We start from the raw sequence: 19,706 nt of genomic DNA on the forward strand, positions 1-19,706 counted from the left end.
TCATCTGATTTATGAGCAAAACACTGAATTATAAAAATGAAAACATGGGAATATTTTCACATCAAGCAGATATTAAAGCATGGGGAAATATTTAGAATTTTTGTAGACTCAAATAAAAAACCGCCCTTTCAGGCGGTATTTTTGTTATTTCAGTAATCTGTATCGTTCATGCGGAAATGTTTTCAGTTCAAACATATGGTCATAGTCATAGGCTGGAAGGCTTATACCAAACTTTTTACATAGATCCGATATGGCATGGTTCATAGAGAACATATTGTCATGCAACATATAGACCAGTTGCGGATTGAGTTTGGCCAATGTCGGACTATGGGTATTCCACCATGCTTGAAATAGGCGAGCATGACTACAGAGCATTTCTATAGATTGATTTTCATCTATATGAATATCCCCTTTTGCCTTGATCTGCATCGTTTCCAGGTAATCTACAGCATCTTGAAAATGAATAGCCAAGAGTTCGCTGTAACGTGTGATGCGAAAGTGTTTGTTGTGACGTGACCACATTTCTGCATGAAGTCTGCGTTCACCTTGAGCACGTCGGTCAACAATTTCTTTAAGTTCAGCTTGCTGTTCTGAGTTTATTTTTACTCGAGTGTCAATTTGCTGCTGCAGAACTTCTTTTTCCAGTACGTCGAGTACCCATTTGCGGAATTCTTTGGCAACAGCTGTGCGGGCAAAGATTGCTATTAAATGAGCGCCACGTAAAGAAAATATCCGTAACGTCAAATTGACGTTAGAGGGGTTCTCGATAACTCTAGTCATTTTAGAGGTAAATTCGTCAGCTTTACGATTAAAGATCTGAGTTACTTTATCTAATCGTGAATATCCAAGCATTCGAGCTAGTTCAGATGATGTTATCCAAATTTGATCATCATTCTGATTAATTGGATTAAAATTCATGTCATTAAATGATAGACTGTTCATGTCTAATCTCCTTGCAGGGTTTAGATAGAAAGCCCCTCCTTCCGCCAAGTTGTAGGGGCTTTTTTTGTTTTGAACTTTTTAAACTCCACACCCTCAATCTGAGGTTATGGATATTTTGGTTCATATTTAAACCAAAATTAAACCATTGTGGTTCACAAGTCAATCTGTTAAATTGCTTTCTATCAACAAACGGAGCTCATACAATGACTGAAGATGCACAGCTAAAAATACGACTATCGCAAGAATTGAAATCTATTCTAGAAGAAAGATCTAAATTAAATAATAGAACAATGAATGGTGAGATCGTTAACATCTTGGAGCAAGCATTATTAAACACTAAAGCAGACTCTGGCCGTTCTATTTATTTCCAAGACATGAATTGTATTGAAGATTATCCAAAAGAACCTCTTCATGAAAGGACTGCACGTGTTGAAAGTATGATTTCTGATGTTTTTTATAGAAATCCTCAGTATCAACTAATCAATATTGAAACTTTAAATGACGGGAAAAAAATACGTTACTGGTACTCTATTCCTAGAAGTGAGAGCTTTAGGGATTAAATTTTATTAATTATTACATAAGGGAAATTATGAAACATATCGAGCAACTCAACAAAATCATTGAAACCAATGTTAAATTTGCGCTTTTAGATGATATACAGTGGGAAATAGGTAACTTAGAGTATAAAAATAATATACATGATGATTTAAAAGCAATAAAAATAATCATTCAAACCATAAGTCTAGATGCAAAGAAAAAGAGTGAACCTTATTTGGTTAAAAAACCTATAGTTAAAGATGGATCCGTAACGCACCAAAAGACAGGTGAAAATATAGATGATTATTTCAATGGAATATTTAATCTAAGTAATGAATTAATTTCTTCAATTAATTCACCTGCATTGAGAGCTAGACTATATGACTTAAAATTTATAACAAGCAGAGAAAATAAGTATGAAAATAGTCAATTAGCATTAAAAAGTTATTCCGAAATTCCTTTGTCTATTGAAACTTGGAGAATGATTGATACTCCTATTTTCATTAGACGTGCATTAACTCTATCCACGCAAACAAAAAATCAAGATTTATTTAATTTAATTGCCACCAATGTATATAACTTAATATTAAATACTAATGATATTGATGAATCATATACTTTACTTCAAATGGTGATGCTTTTGAATGATTTTAGTTTTTTCAAAGAACATGACTTTAATTCAATTGCAGAAAAACTGATAAAAAATACACAAGACGAAAAATTCGCTCAAGATAAATTATATATTTATGTGCACTGTTATGAAATTTACTCCAAAATAGCAGATAAAAAAATATTAGGAATAAATATATTGTTTAATGGAATTGAAAATATTGTAGGAGAAACGACTCCAATATTCACAAATCACTCATACTTAATACGATTAAAGAAAATTCTAGAATCAAAAATACCTATAATGCAAAGAAGCAGTCTAAACTATGAAGAACTAATGAAATTATTGCAAAATAAAATTTCAATCGCTGGTAAAGATATGATTGATAAAATAAATAAAAATGAAGGAGAAAAAATAGATATTACAGATTTAGTTGATTCACATCTAAACCTAATAAAAGACTTAGATCTAAATGAGTCTTTAAATAAATTATTCAATTTTCAAAAAAATAAAATATTTTTTAATACACTAGAAAAATTTTCTCAAAAAGACTTAAGAGAACCTTTATTATTTTCCTCTTTATTTAATAATGAAACTGCTTATTCAGCAGATGGAAGAATAATACACAACAGCCCCCCAAGACCTGAAACTTTAGATAACGAGGACTTGATAAAAAATTATCTAACTTATAGGAATTTTTTTTGGTTTAATCAACTTTTTACTTATCATGTTTTCTCAAGCATTTTTCCTGCATTTGATTTTATAATAAATAAATTCAAAAATGAAATTAATGAAAATTTCATCTCTGATTTAATAGATAATTCAGCACTTGTACCTGAAGATCGCAAAGAGTTATTTAAATTAGGAATAGGTTATGGATTTAACTTTAAATTTTGTGAAGCAATACATATTCTTGCACCACAATTAGAAAATTTAGTTAGAGTGCAGCTTCAAACCTTAGGAGTTTCAACAATCGTATATGACAAGGAAACATCTGTTCAAAATGAAATAGGTTTAAGTTCATTAATGCAAAAGCCTGAGGTAAGCCAGTTGTTTGACGAAAATACAATATTTGAGATTAAGGCTCTTTTTACTGAAAATATTGGTTTTAATTTAAGAAACAATGTCGCACATGGCCTATTAAATGATAATTCAATTAACCGTATTGATACTTTTTATGCATGGTTATTAGTTTTGAGAATTATTTCCCTCAATAAAATTTAAAAAAGCGCCATTAGGCGCTTTCCTTATTACTTAGATAGAACTGCAACCGTTGTAAGCCAAGGCTTACCATCTGGACCGTCTATAGTCTCTGAGCCGATGTGCTCAATTTTATAACTGTGTTCTATAAGATAGTGGTTCACACTACCCTCAAAATCCTGTGAACCATCAATCCATTGTTCGCACTCTTTACAACTCGTTCCAAGATTAGTGCTGATATATACAATTTCAGTCATTCTTTACTTATCCTTTTATAAATTTTAAACACTAAAGATTTTGCAAAATTCTACTTGTGAAAAAAATGGATTCTCACAAAAATTCTTAGTTAGAAAGTATATCGCGAAAAGAAAAATTAAAGCAGCAATCATCAAAAATATACCTGTGTATTTCCAATTTATGACATCTTGGTTTCCACATCGACCGCAGTAGTAATAATAGCCTTTGATACGCCCACCGCATTCAGGACAATATTTATGGTTAATGAATAAGTTACTCATCTACTCCCCTATAACATTCTTATTCTCAAGTTGCTGCTGAAGATAGCACATATTTTTAAAAATGTCTTTTTTCAAACATCAAAAGATGTTATAAAAAAGACATTCGCTATTTTAGGATGTATATCTCATGAATTTAAATCTTCTCGATGAAGAATCAATGCAACCCTCTGAACCCAAGCCCTGTAATTTTTTCAAAGGTGAAGATGCAGTCAAAAAAGCTAAACAGTTAGGATTACCTGATCTCGAGCTAGTAAGACAGGCCATCATGATTGGCGATGCTGACTTTAGGACAAATACTTACTATAACCGTGCCCGCTTTATTGCACGCTGGGGAAAAATTGGGGAGCAGCTTGCTTTACTGCTTCGACACTCTGATCCTGCTTGGGTATTTCACAATGACAGTCAGCCAAGAATTGAGAATATAGCTAAGAAAATTCAAATCATTTTTATGAGTGGCAATATTGCTTTAGGTCATGCTGACCAAATTGTTTCTGCACATTGTGAGAAAGGATTTATGACCTTAAAAAACATTAAAGAAAATCAGTCGACTTATGATGATGAGACAAAATTGCGGACATGGATTTTGTACTTCCCTTCAGCCTCTCATCCAGCTTACAAAGGTATTGATATCCCAACAATTCCTTTTGAGTTTGCATATCCAACTAGCTTTGTACAAAACTCAAAAGCTGAAAAAATCTCCATTCTGCCAAGCAACCATACTTGCAGAATTGCATTTGAGATAGATAATACACTTCCTGTAAAAGCTGATCCTAAGCCAGTATTGGAACCATCTGATGAAATTAAACCTGATGATTTTGATATTCAGCTTGTAGTTTAATCTGAGGTTAATGTGTTTAATAAAGATCGTTTACGTATTGCTAAAGAGTTACGCGGTCTTAGCAATACCGATTTCGCAGAAAAATTAAGTTGCTCTATCTCTAAGGTAAAGCAACTTTTGGATGTGGAAAAAGAAATCAATGAAAATGATCAAGTTGAAATATGTCGTGTATTAAATTTACCTATGTCTTTCTTTATGGGGTATGAAACACAACCTCACGAAACCGACAGGATATTTTATAGATCTGTTGCCCGTATTAAGGCACAGCACAGAAAAGCTAATGAGGCATATACACTTTTAGCAATCAACATTAACAAATACCTGAATCAGAAAGTAAAGTTACCAACATTTCAGCGCCCAGATTTAGACATTACCGAGTTTCTTGGGGAGTCTAAATATGCTGACCATCTAGCCTCTGAACTCAGGGGGCTATGGGCTTTAGGTAACCAACCTATCAACAATATAGTTTCATTATGTGAGCTAAAAGGAATCCGTGTATTTAGGTTGCCTACAGAAATTAGAGAAATTGATGCTCTATCTTTTTTTGATGATGAAAGTGGAAGCCCTTTTATCTTTCTAAATACATTCAAGTCAGCCGAAAGAGCTCGTTTCGATTGTGCACACGAACTTGGCCATATTGTTATGCATACGCATAATGAGAAAATTCGTGTCGAAAAAGATAATCGTGTCCTAGAAACAGAAGCAGACCAGTTTTCTTCCGAATTCTTAATGCCGACCGATTCATTCTTCGCAACAGCCCCACGCTACCTTTCACTTGAGAATATGATTGAGTATAAAAAGGTTTGGCGGACGTCCTTAAAAGCTATTAACTATAAAGCACATAAGCTTGGGTTAATTAGCGACTGGGTTAATCGAAGTAACTCGATGAAAATTAACTCTTTGGGTTACAACATTAACGAGCCTGAAGAAACTCATCGTGATGAAAGCTTAATGCTGCCTAAAATTATCTCTGTATTAGCAGCCCAACCTTCATTTGATAAGAATCAAATGCTTGATGAAATTGGAATTTCTGAAGAGGATTTTAATGAATTAACATTTGATGCCTTAGCTAAAATTGAATCTCCAAAGAAAAAACACAAGTTATATCTTGTCGAATAATCTCGGTTCTATATAAATAAAGCGCCTCACGGCGCTCTATTTATGCAAAATCCTGAACCAATTTTTTTATGACTGGTCGCTGACGCTGACTCGCAATCCATAAGTCATGCTGCATCTGCAAATTTAACCAAAACTCTGGTGAAGTTTCTAAAGCCTCGCTTAAACGAATCGCCATATCTGCCGAAATACCGGTATGGCCATTCAAAATACGAGACAGATTTGCTCGCGTAACACCTAGAGCTTGAGCAGCCTCAGTCACAGGAGTTTCACCAATATACTCCCGCAGCATTTCGCCTGGATGAGGTGCATTAAACATCATATTCATGATTAGTACTCCTGAGCTGAAAGCTTAGTGATAGTCCAGATAATCGACAACGTAGACATCACCATCTTCAAATTTAAAAATTACCCGCCAATTACCATTTACAGTTAGTGACCATTGATCCTGCAGATTCCCATTCAACTTATGCAAACGCCAATTGGGTGGTGTTCTCAGATCATTCACTGTAGATGCAGCATGCAATGCCGCAAGTATTAAACGCAATTTGGCAGAATGGGCTGCTTGAATACCTGATGTCGTACCAGTTTGGAAGAAAGCCTGAAGACCTTTATGTTTAAAACTCTTAATCAAGCTTTAGCATCCATTCGTATAGCGTATATATACAATATACACCACATTGGAAAATATGTATAGAGATGAGCCTTAATCTAAAATAGAGTTTATTGAACTGACCACTTCTTATAAGCATTCGCCAACTTAATATCATAGCTATTCTTTGCGTATGCCTTACCGTTATATCCACGTGCAAAGGCTTTCCAGTCTTTGTTCTTCAGAGCATTAACCAGGTTATTTACCTGGATGTACCGGCACATTGCGTCAAGCTGTGAGGCCTCATCTTTGTACATTGCGTTAATGAAGGTTTGTAATGATAGATAACCTAAAGCCTGCCAGTGATAGCCCATCACCTGCCCTAATCCCCAAGATGCAGATTCAAGGGCAGAATCCCGATGATATTGAGCAGCTGCATTTAATCGTCCATGCTGAGCAGAATACAGGCCATAAGAACCGGTAGACTTACTACATAGATCTGGTCGTTCAGCACTGATTAGACTCAGATCGATATCACGTTTGTTTGCGATCAAACGCTGACGCATGACATGCCGTTCAAATAAAATGACCGGCGTTCCATCTGCATTAAAGCCAGAGCCTTTACACTCAACTTCAATCACAGCCCGGAGTGCTGCAACTTCAATACCCAATACTTTGGCTTGTGTTGCAATTTGTGCTTCAGTAAGTTTCTTATTCATTTCACTTTCCTATAGGCGAAAAAAATGCGCTTTAAGGCGCATAGATAATAAAAAACCGACCTCATATTGGGTCGGTTTAGGCTTTAACTGCTGAAATAATCTCTGGTAATTTCCAAATCAAAATCGGAATGGAAAATAACACTAAGAATGCAAATATTGTTTGCCACAATCCGTATTTTTCAATAGACACTTTTATAAGCTCCACTACTGGTTTAAAATGCTCCATACGAAATACTTTTCCTCTTTACTTACTCTGTCTCTGTGGATTGGAAAAACAAAACCCCGATGTTTCCAGCATCGGGGTTTTATCTTTTGAGCATGAATAACTATTTTCTTAAATCGTTTTTTGCATCTTTAAGCTCTTTGACTACTTCAATAATCGTTTTACCTTCCTGTTTATTAATGAAGTTAAAGGTCCACCGGACAATAGCCCAGCCTGGCAATCCGCATACAAAAAAGAAACCGCCTAAAGCAATAACTCCCCATATATCCCTAACCCATTCATGCAGCCCCCATTTCACAATGATGAATGCTCCACCTGCCAGACTGGAAACAACCGTACAGATCAAACCGACAGCCCATTCCTGTGGTGAACGTGGAAAACGCATCATAAGAACAACTGTAGCCACCATGGCTATAGCTAAAGTAGTGACAATAACCATTCCATAGAACTTTAAAAATGTGGCTATGCCACTTGTAGAGACTGGCTCCATTTACTTAATTACCCCTAATTTTTGGCAATAAAAAAGCACCCGATTGGGTGCCATTGGTTTGTTTTTACTTAAACTTCAATTTCTGAATGTGACCCGCTGGGTGCAGGTCGCAAGATAGCTTGATTTGCAATAAACACCCGGGCACCTAAATTGTAAGTGGTGCCTGATGTGCAGAGCACTGGACCAGATCCGCCATCGACTTGCACCCGGTATTCCGGATGATTCACCGATGTAATGGTGCCACGGTATTCAGCATGGGTTGGATTAAGAAGCTTTCGTAATTCAAATAAAGGATTAGTCACGACTGATACGCTCCACTGTAATAGTTTCATTCACTTTTTCATGTGAGAAACGACCACTCACCCCATCAATCACACCCCACCACTGGCCATTAAAAGCAATGGTTTTACCTGGTAGCATTTCGCCAATTGCTTGGCTTACCGGAAGATCTGCAAAGGTATGCAACTCCTGAATATTTGCCTTGATCAACTCTGCCTTGCCAAAGCTGGCACCGGATACCACGTTAAACAGTGGTCCTGTGACTGCTTCCAATGGCACATCGCCTGATGTGCCACGCTGCTGTACTTTCAAGCTTTCACCGCTGCGACTATTCACTACAGTGATGGCATTGAAGTCAGCAATATATTCATCGTTCTGTTTGATGTTTTGCTGTATCACAACGCTTTCAGGCAGCAGGATATCGTAGTCAGATACGGTCAGTGAATCCCAGTAGCCTTTCTGGTACCGAGGCAAAATAGTGAGTGTATTGCCTGCTTTCTGGCTATAAATAAAGCCACCACCCGCATCAACCACCTGTTTAATTGCATCGATTGGCGCAAGTTCTGCATAGCTTAGGCTCTCAACCAGTACGATCCAGCCCAGTTCATCAATCAGTTTCCAGTCCAGAGTGGTGTTAGATTGAGCTCGATCAATTTCAGCCTGTACCAACTGCACAGAGGTGCGTTCATTATCCTGGATAAATGAACGCGAAGGCGCATATTTATCAGAGTTTAATGCAGTAACACTTCGGCCCGGGTAAGTGTATAGCACACTGGCAAAGCGTCGAGTTTCTTCTGGGTCCTCAAGCAGAATGTGATGCTCGAATCCATTGATCATGACTTTTAAAATCACCGGCTGGCCATCCATTGGCTGAAGCTTTTCTTTTTCGGTGGGTGCCACAGTAACGGAATAGGTCCAGCACCACTGTGATCGGCTGGTACTATAGGTGCCATCAATCACTTTAATTTTTTCGCCGGTATCTAATCGCTCGGCTGTTAATACATTCACGATATACCACCAGTTCCTTTTCGGCAGAGCTGGAATACAGTCATCTGCACCAAAATTTAAAACAACATTATGTGAATCAACGTCATGACACAGACAAACAAAATTGAGATCTGTTGAGCCAACATATTTAGGTATTTCAGGCTTTGGCCAGGGTTGAACCGGGTGCTTGCGGTAATGAATTGCTTTGGCTTTGTCCCATGGCAAATCTGACTTGGTAATAATCTCAAGGCCTTTATCCCACTCAAATGAGAAACGTTTTTCAAAGACATGCGCCACTTCATGTGAGTAAGCAAATGTCTTGCGCCTACGGATCATTTCTTGCCAAACAGCTTCGCGGTTATGACGTAGCTTGATTGTTTCTTGATGCGCATAGAGCTGATGAATAAAGCGCTTATCAGCTTCTTCCCAGATTACATATGCATCAGAATTTAAACCGGTCGCCTGTTCATGTAGCGATCTAATCGCTCGGGTTAATGAGCCTGCTTGCTCATGCTGAATAGTGGCCTGATTTGAAATCACCAAGCCCTGCTCATAAAAAAGAGCCTCATTCGAGACTCTTAATATTGGCTTGGCCCAAGGGATTTCTGCAGTACTCAGACATGCAATCGCTTTCTGATATCGCATGTCAAAGCCATAAGACACGCCAACCAGGTGATTGATATCGAATACCGCCTTAATTTCAAACTGAAATCCAGTATCTAAAACTGCATCAATCGTGCACAGATTTTCACTAAATACGGCTTCAATTTCAAAACTAAAACTGGTGTCTAAGACTGTATCAATCTGCCCGGTGACATCAGTAGTTTCTTTAAAGACTGCAGCAACTTCAAAGCTGAATTCGGTATCGAGTACCGTGTCTACGATTGCGTTATCTACAGCACTTTCATCACCAAAATTTAAAACAACATTATGGGCATCTACAGTTTCAAAAGGTTTTTTAAAATCAAGGTCTATATGATGTGCATCAATCTCGTTATTAATTTCCACATGCACACCTCAATTTATGGTCTGAGTTTTACTGATATCACCGACAATGAGCCGCCCAGTACAAGATTGGTATTATCAAGCGCAATATCTGTACCCACGCTAAGATCGGCAGCCACTTCACCAGCACCGTTATAAATACGCGCCCATGTTGCTGTACCCCCTTTAATCACAGTGGCTGTATCAGTTGAATGAAACTCTACATGAGTGGTTGTTGTTTCTTTAATGCATGGCTCGGGAAAAGTTAACATCACCAAAGCATTGTTTGAGTCTGCTGCAATCGCTGGGCTTGTAGGCTGTACGCCTTGATAAAAAATAACGGTAGCACTTTGGCTACCGTTATCCATAAAGTTGGCAAAGGCTTGAATCATGGCAAGCCGAGCATTAATTGATGTTTTACTCATTTCGGCACCACGTTATCTTGAATGACTGCGTTATATTGAGAATCTGGATCAAATGCAATAACCACATATGTTGCCATTGGAACACTATTAAATTCATAACTTCCCGAGTTTGATACGGTAGTTGCAACATTTTCAAATGTTTGTCTGTTGAGCAAGATCACTCTTGCATCCAATGACCAGCCTAACTTTTTAATTGAGCCAGCAATTCTCCCTCTGAAACAACTACCAACAAATGAATTGGGATTGCTTTTATCTTGTCTTGCCAAGATAACTGGATTATCAATAACTGTAAGTACAACCATCACATAATCCTCATCAATATTTGCCCTGCTCTTACAATCCCTGTTGATACGCCTACTGGATAGAATGAAAAATCTACATTTCTACCACTCACACCTGAATTAAGCGGAATTTTTGTATATAACCAATGTAGCAACGGCATTTTCCCGATGGGCACAAAATTTTCATAAAGAATGGGTTGAGAAGTCATTTGATTTATGCTTGCTGATGTACCAATTGTGTTAAACCAGCCACTTGCATAGTTCATATCCCAGACAAGCCCCATTGTGAACGCATCAATGCTAGATGAACCTGTTAATCCTTTATGCAAGCAAATAGTTTTAAATGCATTTACACCACCAATTTTTTCAGCAACAGTTTGGTTTGTTGATGCTATAGAATTATTTAGACATGAAATTAAGAAAGTGTCATTACCAGCGCCTTGTAGCAAACTATCTATTACACCAAAACCATGCATAATATAGTTACCATCACTTATTGAGACATTATTTAATAGATAGAATACATCACCATCACCAAATATAAGCCACGGCCTAATTCCATTGTCCGGTGATTGAGTTTCATTTTGTGAAATATGTGCTGCAGAGCTTAATGCGTAATACCATTTCGCCCAACCATTTGATGCTGCACTACCGCTGCCAGTACCTTCCCAATTCTTATTTGATGCTGATATATCAAATGGAACCTGAAAACCTGAAAGATCATCAATATCATTCATGGCTTCAACAATGCCAACTTTTGCAAATTTAGCATAAGATGGATTCCACACTGGATCAATTGCATCAACTACGCGCAAATATGGGCGACTAGATAATAAAGTGTTCGTAGATCGATATGCGGCTTTTCCTGATCCGCTAAACGGCTTAGAAAAACCTAATGGTGGTAAAGAACAATTGATTGTTCCACTAGCAGTAGCAACGCTAGGTGTGGATGCAAGCTGGAATGTAATCGAATTGCTATTTGGTACGGTTAAAATGCGGTGCTCGCCATTGAACTCATCCTGATTCGCACCAGTAATCATGATGACTTGATATTGCAATAAATTATGGGCGGCACTAAATGTTGCAGTGACTACTGCTCCAATTGCAGTAAGAGAACTAACAATTCCAACTTGTATTCCGTTAACTAAACAAGCATCTAGAACACCAATCATTGAACCGTAAGCATTTTGAAGTTGTGGTGCATTGTTATTGGTATGTGTATAGAACTTAATATCTGTACTTGCAACCATTTTTATTCACTCATAAAAAAGACCGCTTATAGCGGTCATATTTGATTTAAATTTTTAAGCAATGCGATCAATGTCGCCACGCAGCATGATCTGAAACTGGTCGGATAGTACCGTGGGTTCGGATTGCTTCACTGTTCTGATCACCCAGACCGGGAAATTGGCAGCCACTGTATTATGGCGCAAGACATTACCATTAACCCAACCACTACCCCAACCCTCCTTCTTGATCGTGAAGTACGGCACACCAGTGACCGGGTTTATTGGTGCATAGTCTGCATTTATGGTGCCAGTTCCGATCTGACCAGAGTATTCACCCACACAACGAAAGTCTGTTGTACTTGTAAACTGGATATACCAACGTTCCTGAATTGCACCCTTGTTTGTGACCTGAATCGGATACAGTGCATCGTTGTAATTGGCTGGAATTGTGGCACCCACAGGCTCATCCGCCCAAGTACCATTCCATGAACCTTGCACAAACTTGCGCGTATAACGTGCCTGCATATCACCAATAACCAAAGCAGATCCCACAATCGTATCCACCGCATCATAGTTATGAGTTAAAGGCTTGGTGAAGGTTAGCTGGCCATTGATCTGTACATCACGGATCAGACCCATATCCTGATAGCGGTATTTCACTGACAGCGGTGCAACTAGATTACCTAACACAAAGTCACCGCCCAATGTCACACGGCCATAATCATAATCGACCGTGTATAAATCAAACGGTACTTTCGTTCCGTTGGCATCCTCCAGTTCTGCCCATGAAATGCGCTGATCATTCAGATTGTATGTAGTGCCCGCAATTACACTTGGTAATTCCTGAGCTTTGCTTGAGCTGACAATCCCGATACCACCAACACGGAAAATCGGCACCCGGCCATCAATCGGTAAGCGCGTAGCAGACAGGCCTAAAATTTCAGAATCCAGAGGAATGTAGGTATAGGCCACTGCGTTGTATCGCACTGATGAAGCGTCTACCCAAACTGGGACATTGATATAAGTGTCCACGCCTTCCTGGTACTCCAGCAACGGGTCATACCAATCATTGGCCTCAATCTCCGCCCGGTTGGCTTCAGTGATTTTAGTTTTGGTGTAAAAGTAAATCGTGACAAAGCCATTATCCCAGTTCACCTGACCATGCGCCCGACTGGTTTCAATCACGCCATTTTCATCAGCTGTCAGTGTAAGTTGTCCGTGTTCAAGCGAGGCCACAACAATGGTCATCGACTGCGGGCGGATCGGAATAATTGGTGTTCTGAAGCTGATCTTATTGATTGGCGGTAGATCGGTTGTGGTGATCAGAGATTCAAGCGTTAATGAATTGGTTTGCCCTGGTGTCCATGAACTCAATTCAATTTCACCAGTGCCCAATCGAATCAACCCGGATTGAATACCACTGCCATTGCTTGGATTGACATCTCGGTAAATCAATCCGTCACGATCAATAAAAGTGCTATTGCCCAGTTTAAAACGTACCGATCCAGATAAAATCTGCTCACTGAAACCATAGGTGAGATCAAACTTTAAATCACCACTCGTTACAGCTTTCGTTCCCGATGTACTGCCGGAAGCATCGCGGTAATGCGCTTTAATTCCTGTCGTTTCAGAAAAAGCCTTATATGTTGTATTTCCAAGAGCAACATTACTTGGCTGTGATTGATAAATTGTCATATTTCCTCACTTAACCGGCAACATAATTTGCCCACGGGTTTGACTGTGGCTTATAGATAGTGGTTACTGTGGCTGTCGGTAGTGATGAGCCAGAGCCACTTTGGGTTGAACTGGAAAGGCTGAAAGTCTCAGGTGTCTTTTCATAGAAAGATGAAGTTAAAACAACCGGGGTTATGCTTACTGCACCTGTTGTGTAGTTGATTGTTCCCTGCACCTGGCTAAAAGCATCAATCAGCGAGCCGGAGCCATTGTCTGTAACCACAAGCGTAACCGTGTCACCCAATGCAGATGTAAGCGGAATCTCAATCATGACCGAGTTGGGTTGCAGTGCTACACCAGTGCCGATAGTAAAGGCGAGTTGTTGATTGATATCAGGTATGGCTGCTGGCACATCCTGAGTTTTTGCCTCACCAAACTGGTAGCTAAAGTTAAATATAGTGCCTTTTTGTGGCAACTGATTTGGAATCAAGACACCTTTACCCAATGCAAAATTAATAAATCCTGTTGCATCACCAGTAAACCGACCGGCATTATTTGAAGTTGCTGTTTTTGTTACACCTTCCAGCATCCAAGTCACTGTCACACTGCCAGCTAGAATAGCCTCTTGCTGAAGATCAAATTCAAACTTCGCAGGTAGCACAGGCAAATTAGCGCGCTGATAAGTTGCGATTGGTGTACCCCAGTTAAGCAGAATCGGTGTATCTACATCTGGCAAAGCTCCAGTCGTCAATAACCACGAACCGGTTTCATAGTTGATCATGCCTGAGCCAAAAGATGGGCTTAAAGCTTTGAGCTGACCCGATCCATCATCCTGCAAGGTATAAAATTTGCCTTGACTCATGTATGAAATCGATAAAGCACCTGGGGCTGGAATCGGAATTAAAACCCCGGTCCAGTTGGTACTTTGGTTGTTCTGGGTCACCGGAATAGCATGGCTCTGGTAATACTGGTTTGGCGCTGCTGCTGGCTTAAACGTGATATTCAAACTCACAGTTCCTGTTGGCGCTGCAGCAGTCCACTGGATTAAGCCACGCTGGTAATCAATCGTTCCGACCTGTGTACCTTGGGTGTTTTTAAGTAGCCCGCCTTGATCGGTAATTTGCTGACCCTGCAAGGTGAATGATACGCTTGAAGGAATCACCGCAGAACCGATATAAAGATTCTGGCTGACACCAATCACCATATTGGGGTAACTGGCCGTAATGGTGCCGGTATTACCCGCGACCAATACCACGCTTTCACCAGCAGCATTGACATCAATAATTGGTGTTTCAGTCTGGGCAGATGGGATCAGCTGGGCAAAGATGCTTTTGGCATTGACCGTAAATTCTCCTACATTTGCATTAGATGCCAGTGCAGTAGACGAGTAATACAGCCCGGTATCGGCAACAATGGTGTCCCGGATAATGGTTTTTGATGTGCTGCCTGAATACCATTGACGGGCCGATAGACCCACGAAATCAATTTCAAGTGGATCATTAAGTGTATAAGTGGCAATTTTGTATTGCACATCTTTACCATCGATAACCATGATTGCAGTACGAGTTTCAACTTTGGTAATACGTACATATTGCTCATATTCCAAAGCCTTGCCCTCATCACTGATCAGGACAATCGTATCACCCACGGAAGATTCAATTTCTTGTGGAAACATGGCCACCTGAAGTGATGACATGCCCTTCCAATGTGTATCCATTGGTGTTCCAGCAATTTGCCCACCTTTAGCTGAGTAGTTTTCCACCCGGTTCTTGGCAGCTTGACGTTCATCCGTCCAGTTTTTTGTGCTGAATAAGAGCGCTGAAACATTTGGATCGGCAGGCAATTCAGATACAAAGGCCGTTGCACCCATCAGCAAATCGGTATCTTCAGTAATAACTGCCGGGAAAACCTTACGCATGGATACATCGCCCATGGTTCGGTCCATCTCTGACACATCATTGAACAGGTTATTGCTGATGCCGTCCTGTACTACAACGCCTGAATATTTACCGCCGCCATCAGAGTTATCGGTCAAGCGCTCAGACTTGTAAATCACTAAATCCTTAGTTTCAATCACCATCGTTTAACTCCGTAAAGCGTAAGGTTACGTTGTAATAATCATCCAGTGATACCGCTGGAATCCCTTTAACCGGATCAGCCTCTAAAGCCCCATCCTGGTGATTAAATTTGACTGTGAATTGCCGGTTGTCATGTGGCTGCTCAAACTGCAGTTGAAACACTTCATTCTGCAGCTTCGACCATTCCAGAACAGTTAGTAATTCACGCAGCTTGATCCAGCCCATTTCCTTATCTGCCGGCTGTAACGTAATCGGTCGACCAGATTTCTTTTTGCCTTCTTGAATCACCAGAGAGCCATCGATTGCATAGTTTTGAGTCTGCTCAATAGCCTTCCAAGAGAATTCATCAGGCCATAAAAAACCGTCCTCTAATGGGACGGTTTCGGATGTTGCTAAGCGAATAAGTTTCATGATGATTTCTTTATTACCTTTAATTTTTCAAGCATTGCTAGCAATGGATCTACCTGGTTTGCATCAACCTGAGCCTCTACCTCCTGCCCATTCGACTCGAAGCGGATTATGGTTGTAGGACTTGAGTTAATGTTGTTGGCTGCATTAGATACTGAGGGAATAGACGGCGCGTAGTCATTCAAGTTACTCGAACCGGTTGAAGCCATATTGATAGAGCGAAGCAATTCATTGATCTTGTTTGTGCCATTTTGAGTTGTTAGACCCTTAGACGCGGCTTTATCAAATTCAGCATTAATCAATGCGGTTAATGGACCACTTCTGCCAAGGCTTGAGTATTTCGCATCCCGATCCGCCGCCAAGCCCTCAGACCAAATTGAACCCGCTAATTTCTGAGCCTCTTTGTCGCTATAACCCTTGCTCTTAAGCGCAGCCAAAACATCTGATTTACTGTATGACTGATAATCATACATAGAGCTAAGAGCTTCACCCTGTGCCTTCATTTCAGCTTTAAAATCCTGGTTTGCTTTCTCTACAGCAGCCTGCCATGCATCACCAGCACTTTCAGCCTCCTCCCGCATAACATTACCTGCAGATCGAGCACCATATTCAATACCCTTAAAGCTATTGCCGGCACGTGTGATAGCTGTTTCAAGCTCATCCATGGATTTAACGGAGGCTTTACTGGTGGCATCAATTTGGACTTCGAGATTACGCCCCACATTGGCTGCATTGGTAGATGCTATTACACCGGCATCACCTGAAGCTGCAGCTGCTTGAGCTGCTTTTTCGTAAGCCTTTTGAACACCTTCAGCTGTAGCTTTACCACTATCTCGGATTGTGATGTAGTCCATTAAAGCTTGCTGTGCTGCGAGCTTTAGGTTTTCTTTAGTTTCAATTCCGAGACGTTTAAAAGCTTCGGTCACAGGATCAATATCATCGGGTAGCTTTTGAGCCTGCAATTTGATTGCAATTAAGCCTTGCTCGACTTGAGATGTGGAAATCTGACCTTGATCACCAAATTCTTTGAGCTTTGCTTTTGCAAAATCAATCTCAGCCTGGCTTTTGGCTGTTTCAAGTAACTTCAACCAAGCTTGATACGTGACATCTGCGGCTTGCTCACCCTTAACCCCCATAAGTTCAAGGCTATTAACAAAATCATCAAGGTTTTTCTTTTTCCCAGCAAACCCTTCTGATACACGATTGAGAGCAACGTCTAAATCCAAGCCTAATGCTTCTGCACCTTTGCGCCCAGCAACCAATTTATTATTTAAATTAGTTACCCCAACCGATCCATCACCCATGGCTTTTACGATAGCCTTTCCAGCACTATCAAATTCAAGCTTTAACCCTTGTGCTGCAAGGGTCGTCTGCATAGTTTTTTGAGTGGCTGCATCGGCTGCTTTTTGAGTCCCATCTGCTGCCACAAGCTGAGCATTTACCCAGTCTTGAGCGGCTTTAATTTTCTCATCGGTAATCTTTTTGCTTTCGGCTTGGTATGCCTTCTCCTTGGTATCCAAGTCAGCAAGACCTTTTACAGCTAAATCAATTGCGGCCTGATTACCAGATTTACGCGCATCAAAAAGCTGTTGCTCTGCCTTAACTCGCTCGTCACTTATGGCTTTATAGTCAGCCTTATGCTTTTCCTCCTGGGCTTTTAACTGGTCAAGGGTTTGCTGGGCATTGGTTACCCTTTCCTGATTGGCCTCTGCCTCTGTTTGAGTAATATCTCTAATGGCTTCACGGGTAGCTGATTTACTTTCTAAGGCTAGATGTTTAGCTTCTGAGGCATTCTTTTCGGCCTGTCTGAATAAGGCGTCTGAAGCATGCTGAGCCTGTGCTGCAAGGTCATCAAAACCCAGAAAATCAAGCACTGCTGCACTAAGTGAATGAATACCGCCTGAAACAAACTGGATACCTGAAAGAAGCAACTTCAAGGCAATATTTAACCCTGTTGCTCCATCAGCAACTACGCCTAATGCAATTTTAAAAACATTAAATAATGTAGTTAATCCACTGACTTCTTCTTTGCCATTCAAAATTGCATTAAACAAAGGAGCAATAGCATCTAAGGTAGATGAGAAAGCACTCCATGCAGTTTCACCAATTCCTGCAAGACTGGATATGACCGTTTTAATCGTGTCATACACAGCAGATAAAGTACTTCTAATGGACTCAATGGTGGATGGATCAATCTCTGACAACTGGTCTTGAAACCATCCTACCCCGGCAGCAACATCATCAAAGAATACTTTTAAGATACCAAGGTTATCTGCAATTACTGATAAAGCATTTGCTACTGTTGCACTCGAACCATTGGCCTGATCCATTTCACCAATCAGAATCTGCCACTGCGTAGAAATTTTCTGCAGTGCATTGCTAATCGTTAAAGGAAACTTGGCATAATCAGCTTCAATTGCTTTAGATTGGTTTTGTATAGCCTTGATAACCTTCTCTGATGATAGTTCACCATTCTCAGCCATCTTTCTGAGTTCATCAGTAGCAACCCCGAGCGAATGAGCTAAAGCTTTGGATATACCAGGGGCCTGTTCCATGATTGAGTTGAACTCATCACCACGAAGTACACCAGATTGCAAAGCCTGAGTGAATTGGTAAACAGCCGCCTCGGTAGATGCAGCCGATCCGCCACCAGTTTGGATAGCCATGTTAATGGTCTTAACCAAATCTAAATTCTGCTGCTGGGTTAACCCCATCTGCTTACCAACGTCATTCACTTTAGTGAATAATCCGGCAGTAGCATCAAGGCTTGAATTGGTCATCAGTGCAACCTGATGCACCCCAGCCATAGCCTGTTCAAAGTTTCCACCATCACTAGTAGCGATATTGATACGTGCTGATAGGTTTGTATATGAATCAGCGGCCGCAGCAAGCTCTCGAATGCCTAAGCCAATACCAATACCACCCATCACACCAATAAGAGCTGTATAACCAGTTCTAAGCCCAGCTATGCCTTTTTGAGCTGTCTGAGCTGCTGTGTCAGTTTGGGCAAGCTCAGTATTTGTTTTATCTATAGCTTGATCAAGGGCGCTAATCTCTGGGGCAACTAAACCCAATTCTGATTTAAAATTTTTGAACGCCTTATCCGCTTGCAAGATCTCTTTTTCTAACGCATCTACTTGCTGTTGCGCATTACGAATATCCTCTGGTGTTGCATTGGTTTTTGAGAACTCTTCAAGCTTTGTTTTTGAAGTCGCCAAATTGGCTTTTAAGATATTCAGCGATCGAACCGAATCAACACCCAACTTTTTAAACCCATCAATCGCCCCATCCGCTGCAATATCTGTACTTTTTAACGACCCTGTAATAGCGTTCAATGACTCAGTAAGTTTGATCGCTCGTTCATTCGCATTTTTTGGAATAATGCCATCAATAGCTTTGGCTGCTTGATCTGAAACACCAACTATACTTGCAGATCCATCTTTAATTGCAGCTATTGCTTTTTCCGCAGCTTGTTTAGACTGATTAACATTAGTGACAAAGCTTTTAGTATCAGCATCCATCACCAACTTAAATGTTAAATTTTTACTAGACATGCTGACCTCTAAATTTCAAGCA

Annotated in this window: 19 protein-coding genes and 1 pseudogene; 4 read left to right on the forward strand and 16 right to left on the reverse strand. The window is 40.1% G+C overall.

Going from position 1 to position 19,706, the window contains the following annotated elements; translation table 11 throughout:
* Positions 1–144: 144 nt before the first annotated feature.
* Positions 145–942, reverse strand: coding sequence for a BRO-N domain-containing protein (locus tag BLP85_RS00375; RefSeq protein ID WP_092818167.1), 798 nt, complete (start codon positions 940–942; stop codon positions 145–147).
* A gap of 203 nt (positions 943–1,145) precedes the next feature.
* Here BLP85_RS00375 and BLP85_RS00380 point away from each other — a divergent pair, with 203 nt between their 5' ends.
* Together BLP85_RS00380 and BLP85_RS00385 are read left to right on the forward strand one after the other, a co-directional pair.
* Positions 1,146–1,502: an Arc family DNA-binding protein gene (locus tag BLP85_RS00380; RefSeq protein ID WP_092818168.1), complete on the forward strand. Its 357-nt coding sequence runs from the start codon at positions 1,146–1,148 to the stop codon at positions 1,500–1,502.
* A gap of 29 nt (positions 1,503–1,531) precedes the next feature.
* Positions 1,532–3,313, forward strand: a complete 1,782-nt coding sequence (locus tag BLP85_RS00385; protein WP_092818169.1) for a DUF4209 domain-containing protein — start codon at positions 1,532–1,534, stop codon at positions 3,311–3,313.
* Between the two features lie 26 nt (positions 3,314–3,339).
* Here the strand turns inward: BLP85_RS00385 and BLP85_RS00390 are convergent, their stop codons facing one another.
* Complete coding sequence (locus tag BLP85_RS00390) at positions 3,340–3,546, reverse strand: hypothetical protein (RefSeq protein WP_092818170.1); 207 nt, start codon at positions 3,544–3,546, stop codon at positions 3,340–3,342.
* Positions 3,547–3,934: 388 nt separating this feature from the next.
* Here BLP85_RS00390 and BLP85_RS00400 point away from each other — a divergent pair, with 388 nt between their 5' ends.
* Both BLP85_RS00400 and BLP85_RS00405 read left to right on the forward strand, forming a co-directional pair.
* Complete coding sequence (locus tag BLP85_RS00400) at positions 3,935–4,645, forward strand: hypothetical protein (RefSeq protein ID WP_092818171.1); 711 nt, start codon at positions 3,935–3,937, stop codon at positions 4,643–4,645.
* A 12-nt stretch (positions 4,646–4,657) separates the two neighbouring features.
* Positions 4,658–5,764 carry an ImmA/IrrE family metallo-endopeptidase gene (locus BLP85_RS00405; RefSeq protein WP_092818172.1) on the forward strand — a complete coding sequence of 369 codons (1,107 nt, stop codon included), beginning with the start codon at positions 4,658–4,660 and terminating at the stop codon, positions 5,762–5,764.
* 40 nt (positions 5,765–5,804) lie between these two features.
* Here BLP85_RS00405 and BLP85_RS00410 read toward each other — a convergent pair whose 3' ends face one another.
* The 14 genes and pseudogenes from BLP85_RS00410 to BLP85_RS00470 form a co-directional block, all read right to left on the reverse strand.
* Complete coding sequence (locus tag BLP85_RS00410) at positions 5,805–6,089, reverse strand: HigA family addiction module antitoxin (RefSeq protein ID WP_092818173.1); 285 nt, start codon at positions 6,087–6,089, stop codon at positions 5,805–5,807.
* A 24-nt stretch (positions 6,090–6,113) separates the two neighbouring features.
* Positions 6,114–6,395, reverse strand: coding sequence for a type II toxin-antitoxin system RelE/ParE family toxin (locus tag BLP85_RS00415; RefSeq protein ID WP_086197396.1), 282 nt, complete (start codon positions 6,393–6,395; stop codon positions 6,114–6,116).
* A gap of 89 nt (positions 6,396–6,484) precedes the next feature.
* The gene (locus BLP85_RS00420; RefSeq protein ID WP_092818174.1) at positions 6,485–7,072 is read right to left on the reverse strand and encodes an N-acetylmuramidase family protein; all 588 of its coding nucleotides are present in this window, start codon (positions 7,070–7,072) and stop codon (positions 6,485–6,487) included.
* A 76-nt stretch (positions 7,073–7,148) separates the two neighbouring features.
* Positions 7,149–7,298, reverse strand: coding sequence for a hypothetical protein (locus tag BLP85_RS14885; RefSeq protein WP_171259613.1), 150 nt, complete (start codon positions 7,296–7,298; stop codon positions 7,149–7,151).
* 100 nt (positions 7,299–7,398) lie between these two features.
* On the reverse strand, positions 7,399–7,785 hold the full coding sequence (locus BLP85_RS00425; protein WP_086197398.1) for a hypothetical protein: 387 nt from the start codon (positions 7,783–7,785) through the stop codon (positions 7,399–7,401).
* Between the two features lie 68 nt (positions 7,786–7,853).
* Positions 7,854–8,087, reverse strand: coding sequence for a hypothetical protein (locus BLP85_RS00430; protein WP_092818175.1), 234 nt, complete (start codon positions 8,085–8,087; stop codon positions 7,854–7,856).
* The gene (locus BLP85_RS00435) at positions 8,080–10,059 is read right to left on the reverse strand and encodes a hypothetical protein (protein ID WP_409449171.1); all 1,980 of its coding nucleotides are present in this window, start codon (positions 10,057–10,059) and stop codon (positions 8,080–8,082) included. Before BLP85_RS00435 ends, BLP85_RS00430 begins: the two co-directional genes overlap by 8 nt.
* A 14-nt stretch (positions 10,060–10,073) precedes the next feature.
* Entirely contained in the window at positions 10,074–10,460 is a 387-nt protein-coding gene (locus BLP85_RS00440) for a hypothetical protein (protein ID WP_092818178.1), read from the reverse strand.
* The gene (locus BLP85_RS00445; protein WP_092818179.1) at positions 10,457–10,762 is read right to left on the reverse strand and encodes a hypothetical protein; all 306 of its coding nucleotides are present in this window, start codon (positions 10,760–10,762) and stop codon (positions 10,457–10,459) included. Before BLP85_RS00445 ends, BLP85_RS00440 begins: the two co-directional genes overlap by 4 nt.
* The gene (locus BLP85_RS00450) at positions 10,762–11,991 is read right to left on the reverse strand and encodes a hypothetical protein (RefSeq protein WP_092818181.1); all 1,230 of its coding nucleotides are present in this window, start codon (positions 11,989–11,991) and stop codon (positions 10,762–10,764) included. The genes BLP85_RS00445 and BLP85_RS00450 overlap by 1 nt, the downstream gene beginning before the upstream one ends.
* A 54-nt stretch (positions 11,992–12,045) precedes the next feature.
* Positions 12,046–13,665, reverse strand: coding sequence for a hypothetical protein (locus BLP85_RS00455; RefSeq protein ID WP_092818183.1), 1,620 nt, complete (start codon positions 13,663–13,665; stop codon positions 12,046–12,048).
* Between the two features lie 282 nt (positions 13,666–13,947).
* Positions 13,948–15,724, reverse strand: a pseudogene (locus BLP85_RS00460) (hypothetical protein); the annotation flags it as partial.
* The gene (locus tag BLP85_RS00465; protein WP_092818184.1) at positions 15,714–16,133 is read right to left on the reverse strand and encodes a hypothetical protein; all 420 of its coding nucleotides are present in this window, start codon (positions 16,131–16,133) and stop codon (positions 15,714–15,716) included. The pseudogene BLP85_RS00460 and the gene BLP85_RS00465, both read right to left, overlap by 11 nt.
* Positions 16,130–19,684 (reverse strand): tape measure protein, encoded by a 3,555-nt coding sequence (locus tag BLP85_RS00470; RefSeq protein WP_092818185.1) that lies wholly within the window; start codon positions 19,682–19,684, stop codon positions 16,130–16,132. Before BLP85_RS00470 ends, BLP85_RS00465 begins: the two co-directional genes overlap by 4 nt.
* Positions 19,685–19,706: the final 22 nt, after the last annotated feature.

Source organism: Acinetobacter kookii, from assembly GCF_900096895.1.
Classification (GTDB): Bacteria; Pseudomonadota; Gammaproteobacteria; order Pseudomonadales; family Moraxellaceae; genus Acinetobacter; species Acinetobacter kookii.